The 18756-nt window shown below is 69.2% G+C and carries 15 protein-coding genes; 13 read left to right on the top strand and 2 right to left on the bottom strand.

What is annotated here, in order from left to right; genetic code table 11:
- Positions 1-18 precede the first annotated feature (18 nt).
- A complete protein-coding gene (locus AB0P25_RS03190) occupies positions 19-1317 on the top strand; it encodes an Ig-like domain-containing protein (protein ID WP_363805356.1) in 1299 nt (432 codons plus the stop codon).
- 27 nt (positions 1318-1344) lie between these two features.
- Here the strand turns inward: AB0P25_RS03190 and AB0P25_RS03185 are convergent, their stop codons facing one another.
- Both AB0P25_RS03185 and AB0P25_RS03180 read right to left on the bottom strand, forming a co-directional pair.
- Positions 1345-2460 (bottom strand): epoxide hydrolase family protein, encoded by a 1116-nt coding sequence (locus tag AB0P25_RS03185; protein WP_363805355.1) that lies wholly within the window; start codon positions 2458-2460, stop codon positions 1345-1347.
- Positions 2461-2507: 47 nt separating this feature from the next.
- Positions 2508-3665: an aminotransferase class I/II-fold pyridoxal phosphate-dependent enzyme gene (locus AB0P25_RS03180; protein ID WP_363805354.1), complete on the bottom strand. Its 1158-nt coding sequence runs from the start codon at positions 3663-3665 to the stop codon at positions 2508-2510.
- Between the two features lie 69 nt (positions 3666-3734).
- Here AB0P25_RS03180 and AB0P25_RS03175 point away from each other — a divergent pair, with 69 nt between their 5' ends.
- The 12 genes from AB0P25_RS03175 to AB0P25_RS03120 all read left to right on the top strand — a co-directional run bounded on the left by AB0P25_RS03175 (position 3735) and on the right by AB0P25_RS03120 (position 18735).
- Positions 3735-4853 (top strand): GuaB3 family IMP dehydrogenase-related protein, encoded by a 1119-nt coding sequence (locus AB0P25_RS03175; RefSeq protein WP_363806231.1) that lies wholly within the window; start codon positions 3735-3737, stop codon positions 4851-4853.
- A gap of 104 nt (positions 4854-4957) precedes the next feature.
- Positions 4958-6799 carry a glycerol-3-phosphate dehydrogenase/oxidase gene (locus tag AB0P25_RS03170; RefSeq protein WP_363806230.1) on the top strand — a complete coding sequence of 614 codons (1842 nt, stop codon included), beginning with the start codon at positions 4958-4960 and terminating at the stop codon, positions 6797-6799.
- Positions 6800-6916: 117 nt separating this feature from the next.
- Positions 6917-7447, top strand: coding sequence for a TrkA C-terminal domain-containing protein (locus AB0P25_RS03165; protein ID WP_064109743.1), 531 nt, complete (start codon positions 6917-6919; stop codon positions 7445-7447).
- A 3-nt stretch (positions 7448-7450) separates the two neighbouring features.
- A complete protein-coding gene (locus AB0P25_RS03160; protein WP_363805353.1) occupies positions 7451-8842 on the top strand; it encodes a cation:proton antiporter in 1392 nt (463 codons plus the stop codon).
- Positions 8843-8895: 53 nt separating this feature from the next.
- Complete coding sequence (locus tag AB0P25_RS03155; protein ID WP_363805352.1) at positions 8896-9699, top strand: SURF1 family cytochrome oxidase biogenesis protein; 804 nt, start codon at positions 8896-8898, stop codon at positions 9697-9699.
- 4 nt (positions 9700-9703) lie between these two features.
- The gene (locus AB0P25_RS03150; RefSeq protein WP_363805351.1) at positions 9704-10153 is read left to right on the top strand and encodes a DUF3817 domain-containing protein; all 450 of its coding nucleotides are present in this window, start codon (positions 9704-9706) and stop codon (positions 10151-10153) included.
- On the top strand, positions 10149-11744 hold the full coding sequence (gene guaA, locus AB0P25_RS03145) for a glutamine-hydrolyzing GMP synthase (protein WP_363806229.1): 1596 nt from the start codon (positions 10149-10151) through the stop codon (positions 11742-11744). Before AB0P25_RS03150 ends, guaA begins: the two co-directional genes overlap by 5 nt.
- 48 nt (positions 11745-11792) lie before the next feature.
- Positions 11793-13634, top strand: a complete 1842-nt coding sequence (locus AB0P25_RS03140; protein ID WP_363805350.1) for a DUF4012 domain-containing protein — start codon at positions 11793-11795, stop codon at positions 13632-13634.
- Positions 13635-13809: 175 nt separating this feature from the next.
- Entirely contained in the window at positions 13810-14895 is a 1086-nt protein-coding gene (locus tag AB0P25_RS03135; protein ID WP_363805349.1) for a glycosyltransferase family 1 protein, read from the top strand.
- Positions 14892-16130: a glycosyltransferase gene (locus tag AB0P25_RS03130; RefSeq protein ID WP_363805347.1), complete on the top strand. Its 1239-nt coding sequence runs from the start codon at positions 14892-14894 to the stop codon at positions 16128-16130. The genes AB0P25_RS03135 and AB0P25_RS03130 overlap by 4 nt, the downstream gene beginning before the upstream one ends.
- Positions 16127-17431, top strand: a complete 1305-nt coding sequence (locus AB0P25_RS03125; RefSeq protein ID WP_363805346.1) for a hypothetical protein — start codon at positions 16127-16129, stop codon at positions 17429-17431. The genes AB0P25_RS03130 and AB0P25_RS03125 overlap by 4 nt, the downstream gene beginning before the upstream one ends.
- Positions 17428-18735 carry an oligosaccharide flippase family protein gene (locus AB0P25_RS03120; RefSeq protein WP_363805345.1) on the top strand — a complete coding sequence of 436 codons (1308 nt, stop codon included), beginning with the start codon at positions 17428-17430 and terminating at the stop codon, positions 18733-18735. The genes AB0P25_RS03125 and AB0P25_RS03120 overlap by 4 nt, the downstream gene beginning before the upstream one ends.
- The last annotated feature ends 21 nt before the right edge of the window (positions 18736-18756 follow it).

The following is an 18756-nucleotide window of genomic DNA, read 5'->3' as shown; positions in this document are numbered from 1 at the left end:
TACCCGAAAGCGACCCGATTGACCGTCAAACACCTCGCCGCAGTACTGGCCGGGCTCGTCCTGGCCGGTACTGTCGCGGGTCCGGCGGCGGCCGCACCCTCCGTGTCGTTCCGTGAGCTGATCGACGACATCGGACCGCTGGAGACCTACGCCCGGCAGTACGCGTCCGCGAACCCGGGCGACGCCGTGGACGAACTGGTCCTGGTCTACATCAGGACCGCGAATCCCGCCTACGACGACTTCCGCTGGGAGACTCTGGGCGGCCGGCGGGATCTGTCCTTCGAGTCGTACGTCGCGGAGCAGGACGACCGCAACGGGACGTCGGCGTCCGACCTGAAGCAGCTGCGTCAGGTGACCTTGCCGAACGGCGAGGTCACGGACGCGGTGCACATGTTCGCCACGATGAGCCTCGGTACGCCGCCGAAGTCCCCCGCGGCCGACCTCGGCGGGTTCGCCGGCGACATCACCGACCTGATGACCGACATCCGGTCCGTCGCGGGTGGACCGGCGGCTGTGCAGGCTGCTGCCGCCGCCGACTTCGGCAACCCGAACGGAGGCTTCTCCACAGAAGACCTCTGGGCCGACCTCGACGCCGTCAACCTCACCGCTCTCCGCGCGGCTGACCCGCAGACGCCGTACGCGGACCTGCTGACCGCGTACTTCTCGGGGCTCACGGAGCGGAAGCGCGTCGACGGCTTCCTCACCAACCGCTTCCCGTCGACGCCCCGCACGCAGACCGACCTGCGTGCCGCGGTGACGTCGGCCTACACCTCCAACACGTACATCTCCTTCCTGGAGTACGACCGCGGTCTCTCCGACCTGACGGCTCAGCGCGACGCGGCCATCGGTGTCTTCGCCGGCTACCTCGCCCAGGTGTCGCACGTCATCCCGGTGGCGGTGACGTCGCCCGCCGCCTCGTCGACCGTGGGCACCTCCACCCCCACAGTGGCGGGCACCGGCGAGCCGGGTGCGACGGTGACGGTGACCGGCTCGGGGGGCCGTGTGGTCGGGACGACGACCGTGGATGCGGCGGGCGCCTGGTCGCTCACCACCGCGACGCTGCCCGCCGGCCGCGCGGGCCTGACCGTTGCGCAGGCCGCAGGCGGCGGAGGTCCGACCACCGCGGCCGTCGCGTTCGAGGTGGTGCTGCCCCGGCCGATCCCGGTCGCGAACTCCTGGGTCTGGTCGTCCCTCGCGGTCGCAATCGCGGTGGCCCTGGTCGCGGTGGTGCTGTGGAGGCTGTTCAGCCCCGCCGCGCGACGTCGGCGATCCGGTCGATCGCATCCGTCAGCACCTCGGGCGAGCACGCGAGGTTAAGGCGGACGAAGCGGGCGGTCCGAGTCCTCATCGCGCTGACGGGCTGCCGGTCTGTTGGGCGAGAAGGGCGTGGAACGCACGGATGGCCGCCGCGGTCTCATCCGGACGCTCGAAGCCGGCGAAGTGGCCACCGGCAGGAGCCACCACGAACGTGCGCAGGTCGATCGCGGCGCGCTCGGCGAGCGAACGCGGGAAGCCGGACATCCCGGGCTCGCGGGCGAGATAGACGCCCGTCGGCGCGCTGATCGGCGGTCGCGGCGGGTTCTGCTCGTAGTCGTAGTACTGCTGGAACGAGGTGCCGATGCTGTCCGTCACCCAGTAGAGCGTCGCGATCGAGTAGAGGATGCCGGAGTCGACGATGCGGTCGAAGTCGCCGTCCACCCAGTCGTGCCACTTGTCGGCGATCCAGGCGAGGAGTCCGGCGGGGGAGTCGGCGAGTGCCGCGGCGATCGTGTCGGGTCGGGTGAGCATGATCTCGCTGTAGCCGCCGTCGCTCTCGTCATACGCCGCAAGGGCGTCCAGGTACGTGCGCTCCGCCTCATCGCGGGGCGTGTCGTCTGCGGGGAACGGCGCGTTGAGCAGTTGGACGCCGATCAGGGCCTCCGGATGATCGGCGCCGAGCCAGGTCGAGGCGCCGCCCCCGATATCGCCGCCGAAAGTGGCGTAGCGGTCGAACCCGAGAGCCGCCATGAGGGCGTGCAGCTTCTCGGCGATGGCACGCCGGGTCAGCGGGGGCTCGGGCAGCTCGGAGAAGACGAAGCCGGGAAGCGACGGGATGACGACGTCGAACGCGTCCGTCAGGCGCTCGGCCAGCGGGAGGTACTCCACGAACGCGCTCGGCCATCCATGGAGCAGCAGCAGCGGCGTGTGCGGTCCGGGTCCGGTGCCGCGCACACGGGCGAAGTGCATGCGGCTGCCGTCGACCTTCACCACCCCCTGCTCGACCGCGTCGAGCCGAGCCTCCTCCGCGCGCCAATCGAACGCCAGCCAGCCCTCCACGAGCTCCCGCAGGCGTTCGCCGCCGAGGCCGCCCTCCCATCCCCGACGACCGGGCGCGGACAGGTAGCGGGTGCGGGCGAGCCGTTCGCGCAGGTCGTTCAACGTCTCGTCGGGCACGTGGATGCGGAACTCGTCGATGGTCATCCCGCCACGATAGCGACGGCCACCGACCGTGCAGCCGGCCCAACGCCTCAGCGGCGAGTCAGCTCGGCGATCCGGTCGATCGCATCCGTCAGCACGTCGGGCGAGCACGCGAGGTTGAGCCGGACGAAGCCGGCGCCGTTCGCGCCGAAGTCCGTGCCGGGGTTCACCGCGACGCGCGCCTCCTCGAGGATGCGTGCAGCGGGGTCGTCGCCCCAGCCGAGCTGCCGGAAGTCCAGCCACGCCAGGTAGCTCGCGTGCGGCTCGCGGTAGCCGACTCGCGGAAGTCGGTCGGTCAGCAACACCGACAGGAGCGCCCGGTTCGTCTCGATCGCGGTGAGCGCCCCCTCCAGCCACTCCTCGCCGGAGGCGTATGCGGCCTCGGTGGCGATGCGTCCGAACAGGCTGGTGCGCACCTCCACCTCGATCGGCAGCGCGTGGATGCGCTCCGCCTGCTCGGGAGAAGCGGTCACGAAGAGGGCGCACTTGAGGCCCGCGAGGTTCCACGCCTTCGTCGCGGCATGGGCGGCGATGCCGACCTGCCGGGCCTCATCCGACACGGACAGGAACGGGGTGAACGTCGCCTCCCGGTGGGTCAGCGGCGCGTGCACCTCGTCGCTCACGACGTGGACGCCGTGGTGAGCCGCGAGCGCCGCCACGGCTTCGAGCTCCGCGCGCGGATGCACCAGCCCGAGCGGGTTGTGCGGGTTGCAGAGCAGGAACGCCGTCGCGCCGCCGGCGAACGCCCGCTCCAGGCCGTCGAGGTCGAGCGCCCAGCCGGCGCCGTCCGTCCCTCCCGAGAGCAGCGGCACCTCCTCCACGACCCCGCCCGCCTCGGGGATGAAGTCGTAGAACGGCGGATACACCGGCGGCGTGATGACCACGCGGTCGCCCGGCCGGATGAGCGCGCGCAGCGACTCCACGATCACGACGCCGACGTCGGTGGTGGTCCGCGTCCGCGCCGGGTCGACCTCCCAGCCCCAGTGCCGCTGCGCGAACCCGGCGAACGCGCGCTGCGTCCGGTCGTCCGGGCCGATGTACCCGGTGTCGCTGCGGTCGACCGCGGCGTGCAGCGCCTCGGCGATCGGCGGGGCCAGGGGGTAGTCCATCTCCGCAACGAAGAGCGGCAGCACGTCGTCGGGATACGCCCGCCACTTCTCGCTCGTGCGCTGGCGGAGTCGGCTGAGTGGTTCGGCTTCGACCTTCACCCGACCACTGTCCCACTCCACCCGGCACTGGCCCACCCGGCTGCGCGGCCTAGACTGAAGCGCGTGAGTATGGAGATCGAGATCGGGCGCGCCAAGCGCGCCCGCCGTGTGTACGCCTTCGACGACGTCGCGGTGGTTCCGAGCCGTCGCACCCGCGACCCCGAGGACGTCTCGGTCTCCTGGACCATCGACGCGTACCAGTTCGACATCCCGTTCCTCGCCGCGCCCATGGACTCCGTCGTGTCGCCGACGACGGCCATCATGATGGGCCAGCTGGGAGGCGTCGGTGTCCTCGACCTCGAGGGCGTGTGGACCCGCTACGAGGATCCGGAGCCGCTGCTCGCCGAGATCCGCGAGCTGCCCGCCGAGCGCGCGACCGCCCGCATGCAGGAGATCTACGCCGAGCCGATCAAGCCTGAGCTGGTCACCCGCCGTCTCGCCGAGATCCGCGAGGGCGGCGTCACCGTCGCCGGCGCGCTCTCGCCGCAGCGCACGCAGGAGCTGTACCAGACCGTGGTCGAGGCCGGCGTCGACCTGTTCGTCATCCGCGGCACCACCGTGTCCGCCGAGCACGTCTCGAAGAACGTCGAACCCCTCAACCTCAAGAAGTTCATCTACGAGCTGGATGTGCCGGTCATCGTCGGCGGCGCCGCCACTTACACCGCGGCACTGCACCTGATGCGCACCGGCGCCGCGGGCGTGCTCGTCGGCTTCGGCGGGGGAGCCGCCTCCACCACCCGCTCGACCCTCGGCATCCACGCGCCCATGGCCACCGCCGTGGCCGACGTCGCCGGCGCGCGCCGCGACTACATGGACGAGTCCGGCGGCCGTTACGTGCACGTCATCGCCGACGGCGGCCTGGGCAGCTCCGGCGACATCGTCAAGGCGATCGCCTGCGGCGCCGACGCGGTCATGCTCGGCACCACGCTGGCCCGCGCGACGGACGCTCCCGGCGGCGGCTGGCACTGGGGCGCCGAGGCGCACCACTCGCAGTTGCCGCGCGGAAACCGCGTCGCGGTCGGCCAGATCGCCCCGCTCGAGGAGATCCTGTACGGTCCGGCTCCGGTCGCGGAGGGCTCTGCGAATCTCGTGGGAGCCTTGCGGAGAAGCATGGCCACGACGGGATACTCGGACTTGAAGGAGTTCCAGCGCGTCGAGGTGGTCGTCGCGCCCTACCGAACGCAGTAGGACAACACGCCGGCCGATGGCGGCCGGGGGAGGAGAGAACGATGACGGATACGCAATCGGCTCCGGGCGGCGACAGGCACGCCACCCCCGCCTCCAACCCGGCTGTGACCTATCCGTCGCGCCTCGGGCCGGCGGAGCGGGCGGCGGCGATCGCGGCGCTGAAGGACACCGAGCTCGACATCCTGGTCGTGGGCGGCGGCATCGTCGGCGCAGGGTCCGCGGTCGACGCGGCGACCCGCGGACTGAGCGTCGGGCTGCTGGAGGCGCGCGACTTCGCGTCCGGAACCTCCAGCCGGTCGTCGAAGCTCGTCCACGGCGGCATCCGCTACCTCGAACAGCTCGACTTCCGCCTGGTGCGGGAGGCGCTGATCGAGCGCGGTCTGCTGCTGCAGCGCATCGCTCCGCACCTCGTGAAGCCGGTCCGGTTTCTCTACCCGCTGCACAAGCGGGTCTGGGAGCGCTTCTACATCGGCGCCGGGATGATGCTCTACGACATCTTCTCGTACACGGGAGGCCGTCCCCCGGGCGTGCCGCACCACCGGCACCTGAGCAAGCGCCAGGTGCTCAACGCCATCCCGTCGATGAACAAGGACGCGCTGGTCGGCGGCATCACGTACTACGACGCGCAGGTGGACGACGCCCGGTACGTCGCCAACCTGGTCCGCACAGCCGCGCACTACGGCGCGCACGTCGCCTCCCGCGTCCGCGTCGAGGGCTTCATCAAGGTCGGCGAACGGGTCGTCGGCGTGCGGGCGCACGACCTCGAGACCGACGAGCGGTTCGACATCCGGGCGAAGCAGGTCGTCAACGCGACCGGCGTGTGGACGGACGACACCCAGTCGATGGTCGGAGAGCGCGGCCAGTTCAAGGTGCGCGCGTCCAAGGGCATCCACCTCGTCGTGCCGCGGGACCGCTTCCAGTCGAAGATGGGCCTGCTCCTCCGCACCGAGAAGAGCGTGCTGTTCGTCATCCCGTGGGGCCGCCACTGGCTCATCGGCACGACGGACACCGACTGGCACCTCGACAAGGCGCACCCGGCTGCGACGGCTGCGGACATCGACTACCTGCTCGCGCACGTCAACGAGGTGCTGAACGTGCCGCTGACCCGCGAGGACGTCGAGGGCGTCTACGCCGGCCTCCGGCCGCTGCTCGCGGGCGAGTCGGAGCAGACGTCGAAGCTGTCGCGCGAGCACCTGGTCGCCCACTCGGTGCCGGGACTCGTCGTGATCGCCGGCGGCAAGTGGACCACGTACCGCGTGATGGCGAAGGACGCGGTCGACTCCGCGGTCAGCGCGCTCGACGGCAAGATCCCCGCCTCCACCACGATGGAGATCGCGCTCGTCGGCGCGGAGGGCTACCAGGCCGCCTGGAACCGCCGCCACCGCATCGCGAAGGAGTCCGGCCTGCACGTCGCGCGGATCGAGCACCTGCTCAACCGCTACGGCACCTTCGCCGAGGACATCCTGGCGCTCATCCGCGAGGACCCGTCTCTCGCGGATCCGCTGCCCGGAGCCGACGACTACGTCGGCGCGGAGGTCGTCTACGCGGCGAGCCATGAGGGTGCGCTGCACCTGGAGGACGTGCTCGCCCGCCGAACGCGCATCTCGATCGAGGCCTGGGACCGCGGCGTCTCGGCCGCGCCGGTCGCGGCATCCCTGCTCGCACGCGTGCTCGGCTGGGACAAGGCGCGTGAGGAGCGCGAGGTGAAGACCTACCTCCAGCGGGTCGAGGCCGAGCGGGCCAGCCAGCTGCAGCCCGACGACGAGTCGGCCGACCGCATCCGGCTGGAAGCCCCCGACATCGTGGACGTGGACGCCGCAGCGGCGAAGCACGTCGCCCCGCCGAAGTCCCGCGGTGCGAAAGCCGGCACCCCGACGAAGGCCGACGAGGCGCCGAAGGACGTCGAAGGCGCGGGCGGGGAGGACGCTCCGGCGACGGAAGGCTGAGAACCGCCGCAGAGGGGCCCTCCCGGGACGCCGATCCCGGGAGGGCCCCTTCGCGCCTCCGATAGACTGGTACCTCACCCCCCTTATGCCGGCGAACCCGGCGGATGGAGACGGATGATGGTTGACGTTCGACGGGTCAAGCTCCCCGGGGTCGGGGTGCTGCACACCTTCGTCACCGACGACGGAGGAAAGGTCGGCGTCATCGCGCACCGCTCCGGGCACAGCGACCTGATCACGTTCTCCGACCACGAGGACGGCAGCGACGTCACCAAGGTCTCGCTCCGACTCAGCGAGGACGAGGCGCACACGCTCGCCGAGCTGCTGGGCGGCACGCAGATCACCGAGACGCTGACGGCGCTCGACCAGATCCCGGGCCTCAGTATCGACTGGTTCACCGTCGACTACGACGACCACATCGCCGGTCAGCAGCTGGGTGCCCCCGGCGACCGCGGCTTCGTCGGGCTCACCGTGGTGGCGGTCGTGCGCGGCGACTCCGCCAACCCGGCCCCCGCTCCGGACTTCAAGGTCTTCCCGGGCGACACGCTCGTCGTCGCCGGGACGCCGGAGAAGGTCGCCAAGGCCTTCGCGTTCTTCCGCACGGGCGAGATCGCCGCGCGTGCCACCGCCGACGCTCCGCCCGGAGGCTGATCGATGCACCTCGGCGAAGACCTCATCGTCCTCGGACTCCTCCTGCTCGTCGCGTACGTGCTGGGGCGGCTCGGCAAGCTGGTGGGCCTTCCCGCGATTCCGATCTACATGCTCGTCGGCCTGCTGGCGAGCCCGCACACCGGCTGGTTCCCGCTCAACTTCGAGAGCCACTACATCGAGCTCATCGCCGTCTTCGGGCTCATCCTGCTGCTGTTCAACCTCGGCCTGGAGTTCGACCAGGACGAGTTCTTCGGCAACTTCGGCAAGCTGATCGTCTCCGGCGGCTCCTACATCCTCATCAACATGGGTGCGGGGCTGATCTTCGGCTTCATGGTCGGGTGGGGCACGCGGGAGGCGCTGATCATCGCCGGGATGACGGCGACCTCGTCGTCGGCCATTGTCACCAAACTCCTCATCGAGCTGCGCAGGCTGGCGAACACCGAGACGCCGATGATCCTCGGCGTCACCGTGGTCGAGGACATCTTCATCGCCATCTACCTGGCGATCGTCTCGGTCGTGCTGAGCGGCGAGACCGACTTCTGGCCCGTCGTCGGCAAGCTGGCGATCGCGTTCGCCTTCCTCGTGGTGATGTTCACGATCGCGCGGTGGGGCGGCCGGTTCGTCTCGCGGCTGTTCCGCACCAAGGACGACGAGCTGTTCACGATCCTGTTCTTCGGGTTCGCGGTGCTGTTCGCCGGCATCGGCGAGATCCTGGGCGTCACCGACGCGATCGGCGCGTTCCTGATCGGCCTGGTCCTGGGGGCGACGAAGTACCGCAACAAGATCGAGCACATCGCCATCCCGCTGCGGGATGTGTTCGCCGCGTTCTTCTTCCTCAACTTCGGCCTCGCGCTGAACCCCGCGCAGTTCCCGTCGGTCATCGTCCCCGTGCTCGTCGCGGTGCTGCTGACCATCGTGCTCAACATCGCGGCAGGTCAGTTCGTCGCGTGGATCAACGGGTTCGGCGTCCAGGCCGGCATCAACACGACGGTCATCCTGCAGAACCGAGGCGAGTTCGCGCTGATCCTGGCGACGCTGTCGCTCGCCGCGGGACTGGACGAGCGCATCCAGCCGTTCGCGGGCCTCTACGTGCTGATCATGGCCGTGCTCGGACCGATCCTCGCAGCGAACTCCGAGAAGATCGGTGCGATGATCCTCAGGTCCGGCCCCAAGCGCCGGCGCGAACGGAAGAAGAAGCGCGATCCCATGCTCGACGAGGAGATCGCGCTCGTGGAGGCGGCGACGGCCGACCTCGACCCCGACGCGCAGCGGGACACACGGAGTGCGGACGAGACGCAGCGCGCGGTCGACCGGATGGTCGAGGCCGCCATGCAGGAGCACGACAACAACACGGAGCGGGCCGGGGAGCCGGCCGGCGAGCGGGAACGGGACTGACGATCGACACCACGACGGGACGGCCGCCGCAGAGCGAGACGACCCTCTTCCAGATGATGCTGCGCCCGCGGTGGATCGGCGCGCTGATCTTCGCGCTGCTGCTCGCCGCGGGGTTCGCCTGGCTCGGGCAGTGGCAGCTGGAGCGCGCCGTCGAGTCCGGCAAGGCCGTCGAGGCGCCGACCGAGACCGTCCTGCCCCTTGCCCAGGTGGCGGGACCGGGTGCGCCGCTCAAGGATGTCGCCGTCGGGCAGCTCGTGGAGTTCACCGGCACGTTCGTCCCCGGCGACGATCAGCTCCTCGAGGGGCGCCTCAACGACGGGAAGACCGGCTGGTGGGTCGTCGGCCACGTGAACCTGGAGCGCGACGGCAAGCCCGTGGCGCTCGCCGTGGCCCGCGGCTGGGCCGCCGACGAGACGACGGCGAGGGCCGCCATGGCCCGGCTCGCGGAGGAGCCGGCGTCCGAGCAGCGCATCGTCGGCCGCATCCTGCCCGACGAGCAGCCGCAGCTGCCGAGCGACAAGAAGAACGATCCGACCGCGATGCGGAGCCTCGGCGTCGGGCAGCTCTACAACCTCTGGCACGGCGTCGACGGGATGGACGTCTACGCGGCGTACGTCGTCCAGCGTGGCGCCCCCGAGGGCCTGGTGCAGATCGACTCCCCGCCGCCGATCGCGCAGACCGAGCTCAACTGGCTGAACGTGTTCTACGCCGCCGAGTGGATCATCTTCGCGGGCTTCGCGGTGTTCCTCTGGTACCGCCTGGTCAAGGATGCGAAGGCGCGCGAGGACGAGGAGCGCGAGCAGGCCGAGGCCTCGGCCGAAGCGCAGGAATCGGCCACCGCGGGCACCGTAGAATAGACCCATGCCCCTCGCTCCCAAGCTCGAAGACTTCCCGAAGATCCGCGGGGCGCTCCGGTTCTACCAGGTGTTCGCGTACATCACGGGCATCATGCTGCTCCTGCTGTGCGCCGAGATGATCGTCAAGTACGGGATGGGCTACCAGCTCTTCGCGTTCAGCAACTACGGCGCACTCACCTTCGTCCCCGTGCAGACCGCGGTCGCGCCGACGGGCGTGGACCTGAGCACGGGCATCCTCATCGCGCACGGCTGGCTCTACGTCGTGTACCTGATCTCGGACTTCCGCCTGTGGAGTCTGATGCGCTGGCCCTTCACGAAGTTCGTCACGATCGCCCTCGGCGGCGTCGTGCCGTTCCTCTCCTTCTTCGTGGAGGCGCGCATCACCAAGCAGGTGAAGTCCTACCTGGCCGGCCGCGAGGCCGAGGCCACGACCCTCGCGGAGGCGACCAATTAGCGATTCAACGAACCCGGCCGAATCGGCGAACCCGACCGGTCCCGTCCTCGTCGTCGACTTCGGCGCGCAGTACGCGCAGCTGATCGCGCGCCGCGTGCGCGAGGCCAACGTGTACTCCGAGATCGTGCCGCACACCGTCACGGCCGCCGAGATCGCCGAGAAGCGGCCCGCAGGCATCGTCCTCTCCGGCGGTCCGTCGTCGGTGTACGAGGAGGGCGCCCCCCGACTGGACGAGGCGATCCTCGATCTCGGCGTCCCCGTCCTGGGCATCTGCTACGGCTTCCAGGTGATGGCCACCGCACTCGGCGGCGAGGTCGCGAAGACCGGTCAGCGCGAGTACGGCTCGACCGCGGTCCGCATCTCCGACTCGGGCGTCCTGCTCGACGGACAGCCGGACGAGCAGACGGCGTGGATGAGCCACGGCGACTCCGTCTCCCGCGCCCCTGAGGGCTTCGAGGTGCTGGCCTCCACGGAGGGCACCCCGGTCGCCGCGTTCGCGAACGACGAGCGCCGGCTCTACGGCGTGCAGTGGCACCCCGAGGTGAAGCACTCGACTTACGGCCAGGCCGTGCTCGAGAACTTCCTGCACCGTGCCGCGGGCATCCCGGCCGACTGGAACAGCGGCAACGTCATCGCCGACCAGGTCGCCGCGATCAAGGCGCAGGTCGGCTCCGGCCGCGTCATCTGCGGCCTGTCCGGCGGCGTCGACTCCGCGGTGGCCGCGGCCCTCGTGCACAAGGCCGTCGGCGACCAGCTGGTCTGCGTCTTCGTCGACCACGGCCTGCTCCGCAAGGACGAGGCGCGCCAGGTCGAGGAGGACTACGTCAAGGCGACCGGCATCCGACTGGTCACCGTGAACGCTCAGGAGCAGTTCCTCACCGCGCTCGCCGGCGTCAGCGACCCGGAGACCAAGCGCAAGATCATCGGCCGCGAGTTCATCCGCGTCTTCGAGCAGGCCCAGGCCGACCTCATCGCCGAGGCGGCGAGCGAGGGCGACCCCATCCGCTTCCTCGTCCAGGGCACGCTGTACCCGGACGTCGTGGAGTCGGGCGGCGGCGCCGGCACGGCCAACATCAAGAGCCACCACAACGTGGGCGGCCTGCCGGAGGACCTGCAGTTCGAGCTCGTCGAGCCGCTGCGGACCCTGTTCAAGGACGAGGTGCGCGCAATCGGCCGCGAGCTGGGTCTCCCGGAGGAGATCGTCGGCCGCCAGCCGTTCCCCGGCCCGGGCCTCGGCATCCGCATCGTCGGCGAGGTGACGCAGGAGCGTCTGGACCTGCTGCGCGACGCTGACGCCATCGTCCGCGCCGAGCTGACCGCGGCCGGCCTCGACCAGGAGATCTGGCAGTGCCCGGTCGTGCTGCTCGCGGACGTCCGCTCGGTGGGCGTGCAGGGCGACGGCCGCACCTACGGCCACCCGATCGTGCTGCGCCCGGTGTCGAGCGAGGACGCGATGACCGCCGACTGGACGCGCCTGCCCTACGACCTGCTCGCGAAGATCTCGAACCGCATCACCAACGAGGTGGACGGCGTCAACCGCGTCGTGCTCGACGTCACGTCGAAGCCGCCGGGGACCATCGAGTGGGAGTGACGTGCGGCGCTCAGGTTCGGCCGGAACGGCTGCGCTAGAGTGCCAGTCGTGACTGTTGGCAAGGGGGAGCGCGCGCATGCCGTCCGGCATGCCCGGAAGAAGAAACGACCGGTCCGGTTGATCACGACGCTGTCGATCATCGGCGGCGTCGTTCTCGTGTTGGTGGTCGTCGGCGGCTGGATCGGCTTCCGCGCTCTCAGTGCGAAGAGCTCCCTCGAACAGGCTCAGGCACTCGTCGGCCAGATCAAGACGCAAGCCACCGCGATGAACCTGGAGGGCATCCAGGACTCCGCCAAGAAGCTGTCGAAGGCCACCGCGGACGCGGCCGCCGACACCAACGACCCGCTGTGGCGCGCAGCCGAGTTCGTCCCCGTCCTGGGCAAGAACCTCACGGCGGTCCGGGAGATGGCCGACGCCGTGGACCGTGTGGCGACGAAGACGATCACCCCCGTGGCGCGAGCGGCGGACGGCATCAGCATCGCGTCGCTGAAGCCTGCGGGCGGCCGCATCGACCCGACCCCGATCCGAAAGCTCGCGACCGCTCTGAAGCCGGCGTCGGAGGAACTGCATCGCACCACCGTCTCGGCTCGCGAGATCGAACTCGGCGGTACGATCGGCGCGGTCAACGCGGCCGGCACCAAGTTGACGTCGATGCTCACCTCGGCGGATGGCGCGTTGGCGACAGCGAGCTCGACACTCGACGTGCTGCCCGGGATGCTCGGCGCCGACGGTCCGCGCCACTACGTCCTCGTCTTCCAGAACCTCGCTGAGAGCACGGCGCTCGGCGGCTCCTCGGCCTCGCTCACCGAGGTGGTCATCGATAACGGCTCCATCGGAGTCGGCCGGCAGGCATCGAGCTCCACCATCCCCTGGCAGGACGGGAACCCGATCATCACGCCGGTCGCCAGTGCGGAGGCGCTCTACAACCCTCTGATGTACACGAGGCTCAACCTGGCCACGAGCCGTCCCGACTTCCCGACGGCGGCGGAGATCATCCAGGGGTGGTGGAGCAAGGACGTCGGCGGTCCTGTCGACGGCGTGATCTCCATCGACCCGGTCGCTCTCGCTCACATTCTCGGTGCCACCGGTCCGGTCGACCTCGCCACCGGCGATCAGCTCACGAACAAGAACGTCGTCCAGCTCCTCCTGAATCAGGTCTACTTCCGCTATCAGGGGAAGGACGATGCCCAGACCAACGCGATGACGGATCCCTTCTTCGCCGAGGCCGCCCTCAAGATCTTCAACGCCCTCACCGCGACCAAGGCCCAGCCGACGAGCCTCCTGCGCGCGGTGTCCCAGGGCGTCGACGAACACCGCATCATGTTCTGGAGCAGCCATCCGGACGAGCAGAAGTTCCTGTCCACGACTCCGCTTTCGGGCGTGCTCCCCACGGACAACAAGACGGCGACGACCACGGGCGTGTTCTTCCGTGACATCTCCGCATCGAAGATGGACTACTACCTCCAGACGGCGGCGCACCTCACCACCGACACCTGCCAGGCCCGAGCGCCGAAATACACGGTCGGCGTCTCGCTCACCTCGTTGATCTCGGCCGAAGCGGCCGCTCGACTTCCCAAATACGTGGCCAGCGCGCGTCTGAACAAGGGGGACTTCCAGACCGAGGTGTTCGTCTACGGGCCGCCCGGGACCAAGGCGATCGCTTCATCCATCGTGAAGCCGGCGGCCTACACCGTCCAGGGGATCACCACAGACGACTTGGGCCGGCCGGTCGTCGCGTTCTCGACCATCATGGCGCCCGGCCAGCAGACCGAACTCTCGGTCTCGTTCCAGGGTGCGGAGGGCGATTACGCGGCACCCGCGCTTCGCACGACTCCCATGCTCCACCCGACAGAGGTCACGGTGGACGCTCCGCGTTGCACGAGCCGGTAGGGATCCGGGCGGTTGATACTATGACAGATGTTTCGCTCGCGCCCTCAGGGCGTTCAGAGGGGAACCTGCCGTCGGTGAGCCAGCTCGGATGATCGGCACCGACCCCAGCCACGAATGCGGAGTGTGAATGCGAGCAAAACCCGAAACGGGAGCGCGACGCGTTGATGCCCCGGCCGTGGACGCCCGCCAGGAGCGCAGCGGTGGCGCGGCGGAGTTGATGATCAACGGCCGTTGGATGTCCAAACCCATCACCGGCACGGAACGATATGCCGCCGAAGTCACTCGGGAGCTACTGAAGCGCGACGATGTCCGGGCGACACTGCTGGTGCCGAAGGATGCGACGATTCCGCCGTGGGCCGCGGGCACCCCGCTGATCCGATCGCGCCTGTCGGGGGTGCTGTTCGAACAGCTCGCGCTGCCGGTGCTCTCCTTCGGAAAGCACCTCGTCAACCTGAGTGGGCCGGCGCCGTTGCTGAAGCTCAACCAGTCCGTCGTGCTGTTCGACGCGAGCACCTTCCGGTATCGCGACACCTTCAGCCGAGCGTTCGCACTCTGGTACACCATCCTCTATTGGACGCTGACGCGCACGGCGAAACGGGTGTTCACCATCTCGCAGTTCAGCGCTCAGGAGATCGCCGAGGTGGTTCACGTTCCGGAGTCGCGCCTGACCGTCGCGCTGTGCGGCGCGGACCACGCCTCCGCATCTCCGTCCAGGAAGCCGGATCTGGAGGTTCCGGAGCGCTTCGCCCTCTTCGTCGGCACGCTCGCCGAGCGTAAGAATCTGGCACCGGTGCTCCGCGCCTTCGCCCGCAGCGGCATCCCGGCGGTCGTGGTCGGCGCCGCAGGAAGTTCCCGCGTCTTCTCCCGGACCAGCGGCCTGGGTGAGAGCAACGCCATGGTCACCTTCGCCCGTCGCCTCGATGACGAAGAGGTCTACTGGCTGATGGAGAACGCCACGGCTCTCGTCTTTCCTTCGCTGTATGAGGGGTTCGGACTGCCGGTCGTCGAAGCGCAGACGCGAGGATGCCCGGTGATCTGTGCCGACAGCTCGTCCCTCCCCGAGGTGACCGGAGAATCGGCTCTGCGATTCGACCCGGCGCGGCCCGAGGAAGCGGTCACGCTCTTCGAGCGCCTGGAGACCGAGGACGGGTTGCGTTCCCGGCTCGTCGACCTCGGCCGGCGAAACGTGGAGCGGTTCACCTGGGCGGCGGCGGCCGCGACGATGGTGGATGCGATCAGAGTGAAAGCACGGCGGCCGTGAGGATCGCGCTCGTCAACACGTCCTATCCGCCGTACACCGTCGGGGGAGCCGAGCGCTCGGTCTCCGAGCTCGCGCACGCCCTCGCCCGGGAGGGCCACGCGGTGATGGTCGCAGCGCTCGGGCCGGAGGGCGGCACCGCCTCGAGGGAGCTGGACGACGACGTGACGGTGGTCCGCATCGCCTCGCGAGCGTTCCGGCCGTTTGCTTCCGGCGGTAAGAACGAGTCGCGGGTCGGCAAGCTCTTCTGGCACGCCGGGGAGCTGGCCCGCGTCGCCGAATACCGCTCGCTGCGGCGAGTGCTCGGGGACTTCGCTCCGGATGTGGTCCATACCAACAACCTCGCGGGTTTCGGCTGGCTCGGATGGCGGGCAGCCCGCGGCTGGCCCATCGTTCACACGATGCGTGACTACTACCTGTCATGCATGGCCAGTAACCACTGGAGGAATGGTCGTCCCTGCCCGCCGACCGCGCTCGCCTGCCGCGTCAGCAAGGCGCCGCTGCGTCACGCGCCCGTCCGGCCGGACCTGTTCGTCGGCGTGAGCGACGACATCGTCGAGCGTCATCGCGAATTCGGCACCATCAGGCCGGCCGAACGAGCGGAGACCATCCACAACCAGCCTGTCATCTCCGAGCGGAACGTCGCACGTGGTCCGTCAGGGGAGAAGTTCGTCTTCGGAGTCCTGGGTCGGATCGGGTCGGACAAGGGAACGTGGCTCGCCATCGAGGCCTTCCTTCTCCTGGCTCAGCGTTCTAAGCGCCCTGTGGAGCTTCGGCTCGCCGGTTCAGGGACCCCGTCCGACGTGCGCTGGATCGTCGATCTCGCCAGCCGGCGTGATGACATCGTCTACGTCGGTTCAGCGGATCCGTCGGAGTTCTACGCGTCGGTCGACTGTGCTCTCGTCCCCACCCAATGGCCTGAGCCGTTCGGCCGTACCGCCGCAGAAGCGCTGGCGGTCGGAACGCCGCTCATCGCCTCCAGGACGGGTGGGCTGCCCGAGGTGACGGAGCGCTATGGCGGTTCTTTCCATCTGGTGGGGGAGTTCCATAGCGCCGAGGCATGGGCGGACGCGATGACTTCCGCGATCTCCTCCCCCCCCGACCGGGAAGCGGCGCGGTTCGTCGATGTCCCTCCCGCGCATCCCGCTCCCGACGAGCCGATCCACCGCCGCTACCTCGAAAGCTACCGCAGTGCGATCCATCTGGCAGGACGCCAACGGTCGGGGCGGCGCTCGTGATACACGATGTGGTCGGCATCGTCCTCGCGGCCGTGATCCTCATACCGGGCCTGGTGCTGATCGTGCGGCGCGACGTGAGCCGGTCGCTTGAGCTCGCCGTCGCGGCAAGCCTGGCTTGCGGTGTGCTCATCCCTTCTTTCGCGACGTCGGCTGTGGTCGCTGTCGTCGCGGTGCTCGGCCCGGCCGTCCTCCTGGCGATCGCCATCATCCGCGATCGCGCTCACCTGCGGACCCTTCACTATCCATGGGTTCTTGCCGCGTTCCTCGCGTGGTCCGCTATCGCCGGCTCGTTCGGCTCGCCGGTCAAACTCGTGCTGCTGAACGTGGCCACTGTCGCGCTGCTCATGCTGTTCGCGGTGGCAGTGGTGGGGGCTGCGAGTCGGAGTCGTAACGTCTTCCTTCCGCTGTTCCCGATCGTGATCGTGGTCGAGTTCGCCATCGGCTTCTCCGAGGAGGTCCTCCGCGCTCCCGCACCCTGGCCGCGTGCCAACGGCACGGACGTCATCAGCCATCGGGTCAACGAGGTGCTTCCCATCCTGGCCGGCCGGGCGATGGGAACGACGGCTCAGCCGATCCCGTATGGAGTCCTCGTGGGCTTCGCTGTCGTCGTGTGTCTCTGGTTCGCCGTGCGGACCAAGTCGGCCGCACTCTACGCGGCCGCCGGGCTGGGTCTCGTCACCATGGTGTTCGCAGGCACCCGGAGCGCATTTGTGACGCTGGCCGGCGTGCTCGTTCTCTGGGCGCTGATGCGGATCCGATGGCGGAAGTCGGCGATCATCTGGCTTGTGGCCGCCGTCGTCGGTGTCGGCGTGGTGATGGCGATCCTCTTCGTCTTCATGAATTCCGCAGTCCTGGCCACAGCGTCGTTCCAGCACAGGGCGGGCATCCTGTCGACAGCTGGGAACCTCTTGGGACGCGATCCTCTTCAGGTGGTCTTCGGGACCGGGTACGCGTCCATCCCCGATCTGCTCGCCCACGGGATCGTGAGCGGGGTCAAGGGCATCACCGTGTTCGATCAGGAGTTCGTGCGTACGGCGGCTGCGATGGGGCTTGTCGGATTGGGCCTCTTGGTGGCCGTCATCGTGCGGGGGATCGTGAAGGGGACGGAGCTCACTCGACTGCTGATCATCTTCGTGGCAGGCACCTTCCTGTTCTTCGACGGGTTCAGCTGGCGTCTGATCGCCATGCTCTTCGTCCTCGCGATCGCTTACGGGTATGGCAAGCCCGGCCCAGGCGCATGGGTGGTGCCCGACTACGTCTCCCGTCCACTCGGCCGACCCGTGGCGGAGGCCGGGAGATGACGCGCACGACGCACACACCCGATGACGTCGGGCGCCACATGGCGATGTCGGCTATCGCGAACATCGCGATTCCGTTGGCGTCCTTCGCCACCGCGCCGATCCTCGCGCGGGTGCTGGGCACCGAGGGCCGGGGAGAGCTTGCAGCGATCACGGCGCCGTTCCTGCTGGTGACCACCATCGCGATGCTGGGGCTTCCCGAGGCGGTCACCTACGTGGTCTCGCGGGGGGACGCCTCCCACGGGTCCGGCGTGGCGAGGGCATCGCTGCTGCTGCTCGCATCCGGTGTCGTCTCGACGGGAGTACTGATCCTGCTCGCGCCGTGGCTCTCGGGCGGCGACCCGCACATCCAGCAACTCATGGTGCTGGCGGCCCTCGCCGTCATTCCTACTCTGCTCGTCGGCGCGCTTCGCGGGGGTGCGAGCGGGCTGCAGGAGTGGAACAGGGTCAATTTCGAGAAGTATGCGACAGCGCTGTCACGTGCGTGCGCCATCTTCGGCTTCGCGATCTTCGGCGTGCTGTCGGTGGAGTCCGCCACTCTCGCCACGATCGTGGCGCCGATTCTCGGAGTGGTCGCCTATTTCGGCCTTCGTGCGAAGGAACGAACAGCGGAGAAGCGGGCGCGGTTCGGCAGCCTCCTCGGCTTCGGTGGTCGCGTGTGGCTCGGGTCCGTCTCGGGAATCCTGCTCAACAAGCTCGATCAAGCGATCATGGTTCCGCTCGCGGGTCCGGTGCAGCTGGGTATCTATGCCGCGGCGTCCGCGGTCGCGGACGCCGCGCTGCTGGCCAACAACGCCGTGCGTGATGTCGCCTTCTCCACCGAGGCCAAGGAGGCGGCCGTCGAGCGGCTGACGGCAGCGGCCCGTCGGTCCTTCGCGGTATCCCTCGCCGTCGCCGTGATCATCTGCTCGACGGCGTGGCTCTGGTTCCCCTTCCTGTTCGGACAGGACTTCGCCCCGGGCGTGCCCGTGGTCGTCGTCCTCACCTTGGCGTCGGCCCTCGGTGTTCCCGGCTCGATCGCCGGCGCCGGTCTCAGCGCGCGCGGCAGGCCGGGGATTCGCAGCGCCGCTCTCATCGTCGCCGCGGTGGCCAACGTGATCTTGCTTCTGCTCCTCGTGCCTGCGACGGGAGCGATGGGCGCTGCGTGGGCGACGTTGGTCGGCAACGTGCTTGCGGCGAATATCAACATCATCGCGTGCCGCAGGCTGTACGGCATACGGGTGGGGCGTTTCTACCTCATCGGTCTCGACGACATCAGAGCACTGTTCGCGCTGGCGCGGCGGCTCATCCGACGGCGGGCACGATGAGAGGACCAACGATTGTGAGGA

The organism is Leifsonia sp. NPDC077715 (assembly GCF_040686855.1).
In the GTDB taxonomy this organism is placed as follows: Bacteria; Actinomycetota; Actinomycetes; order Actinomycetales; family Microbacteriaceae; genus Leifsonia.
The sequence above is the reverse complement of the archived record's forward strand: the minus strand, read 5'-3'. Positions and strand labels throughout refer to the sequence as shown.

Excerpts from the sequence above, each read along its gene's own strand:
- AB0P25_RS03150 (WP_363805351.1), top strand. The coding sequence starts at position 9,704 with ATGCCCCTCGCTCCCAAGCTCGAAGACTTCCCGAAGATCCGCGGGGCG.
- AB0P25_RS03120 (WP_363805345.1), top strand. The coding sequence starts at position 17,428 with ATGACGCGCACGACGCACACACCCGATGACGTCGGGCGCCACATGGCG.
- AB0P25_RS03165 (WP_064109743.1), top strand. The coding sequence starts at position 6,917 with ATGGTTGACGTTCGACGGGTCAAGCTCCCCGGGGTCGGGGTGCTGCAC.
- AB0P25_RS03185 (WP_363805355.1), bottom strand. The coding sequence starts at position 2,460 with ATGACCATCGACGAGTTCCGCATCCACGTGCCCGACGAGACGTTGAAC.
- AB0P25_RS03155 (WP_363805352.1), top strand. The coding sequence starts at position 8,896 with ATGATGCTGCGCCCGCGGTGGATCGGCGCGCTGATCTTCGCGCTGCTG.
- AB0P25_RS03175 (WP_363806231.1), top strand. The coding sequence starts at position 3,735 with ATGGAGATCGAGATCGGGCGCGCCAAGCGCGCCCGCCGTGTGTACGCC.
- AB0P25_RS03160 (WP_363805353.1), top strand. The coding sequence starts at position 7,451 with ATGCACCTCGGCGAAGACCTCATCGTCCTCGGACTCCTCCTGCTCGTC.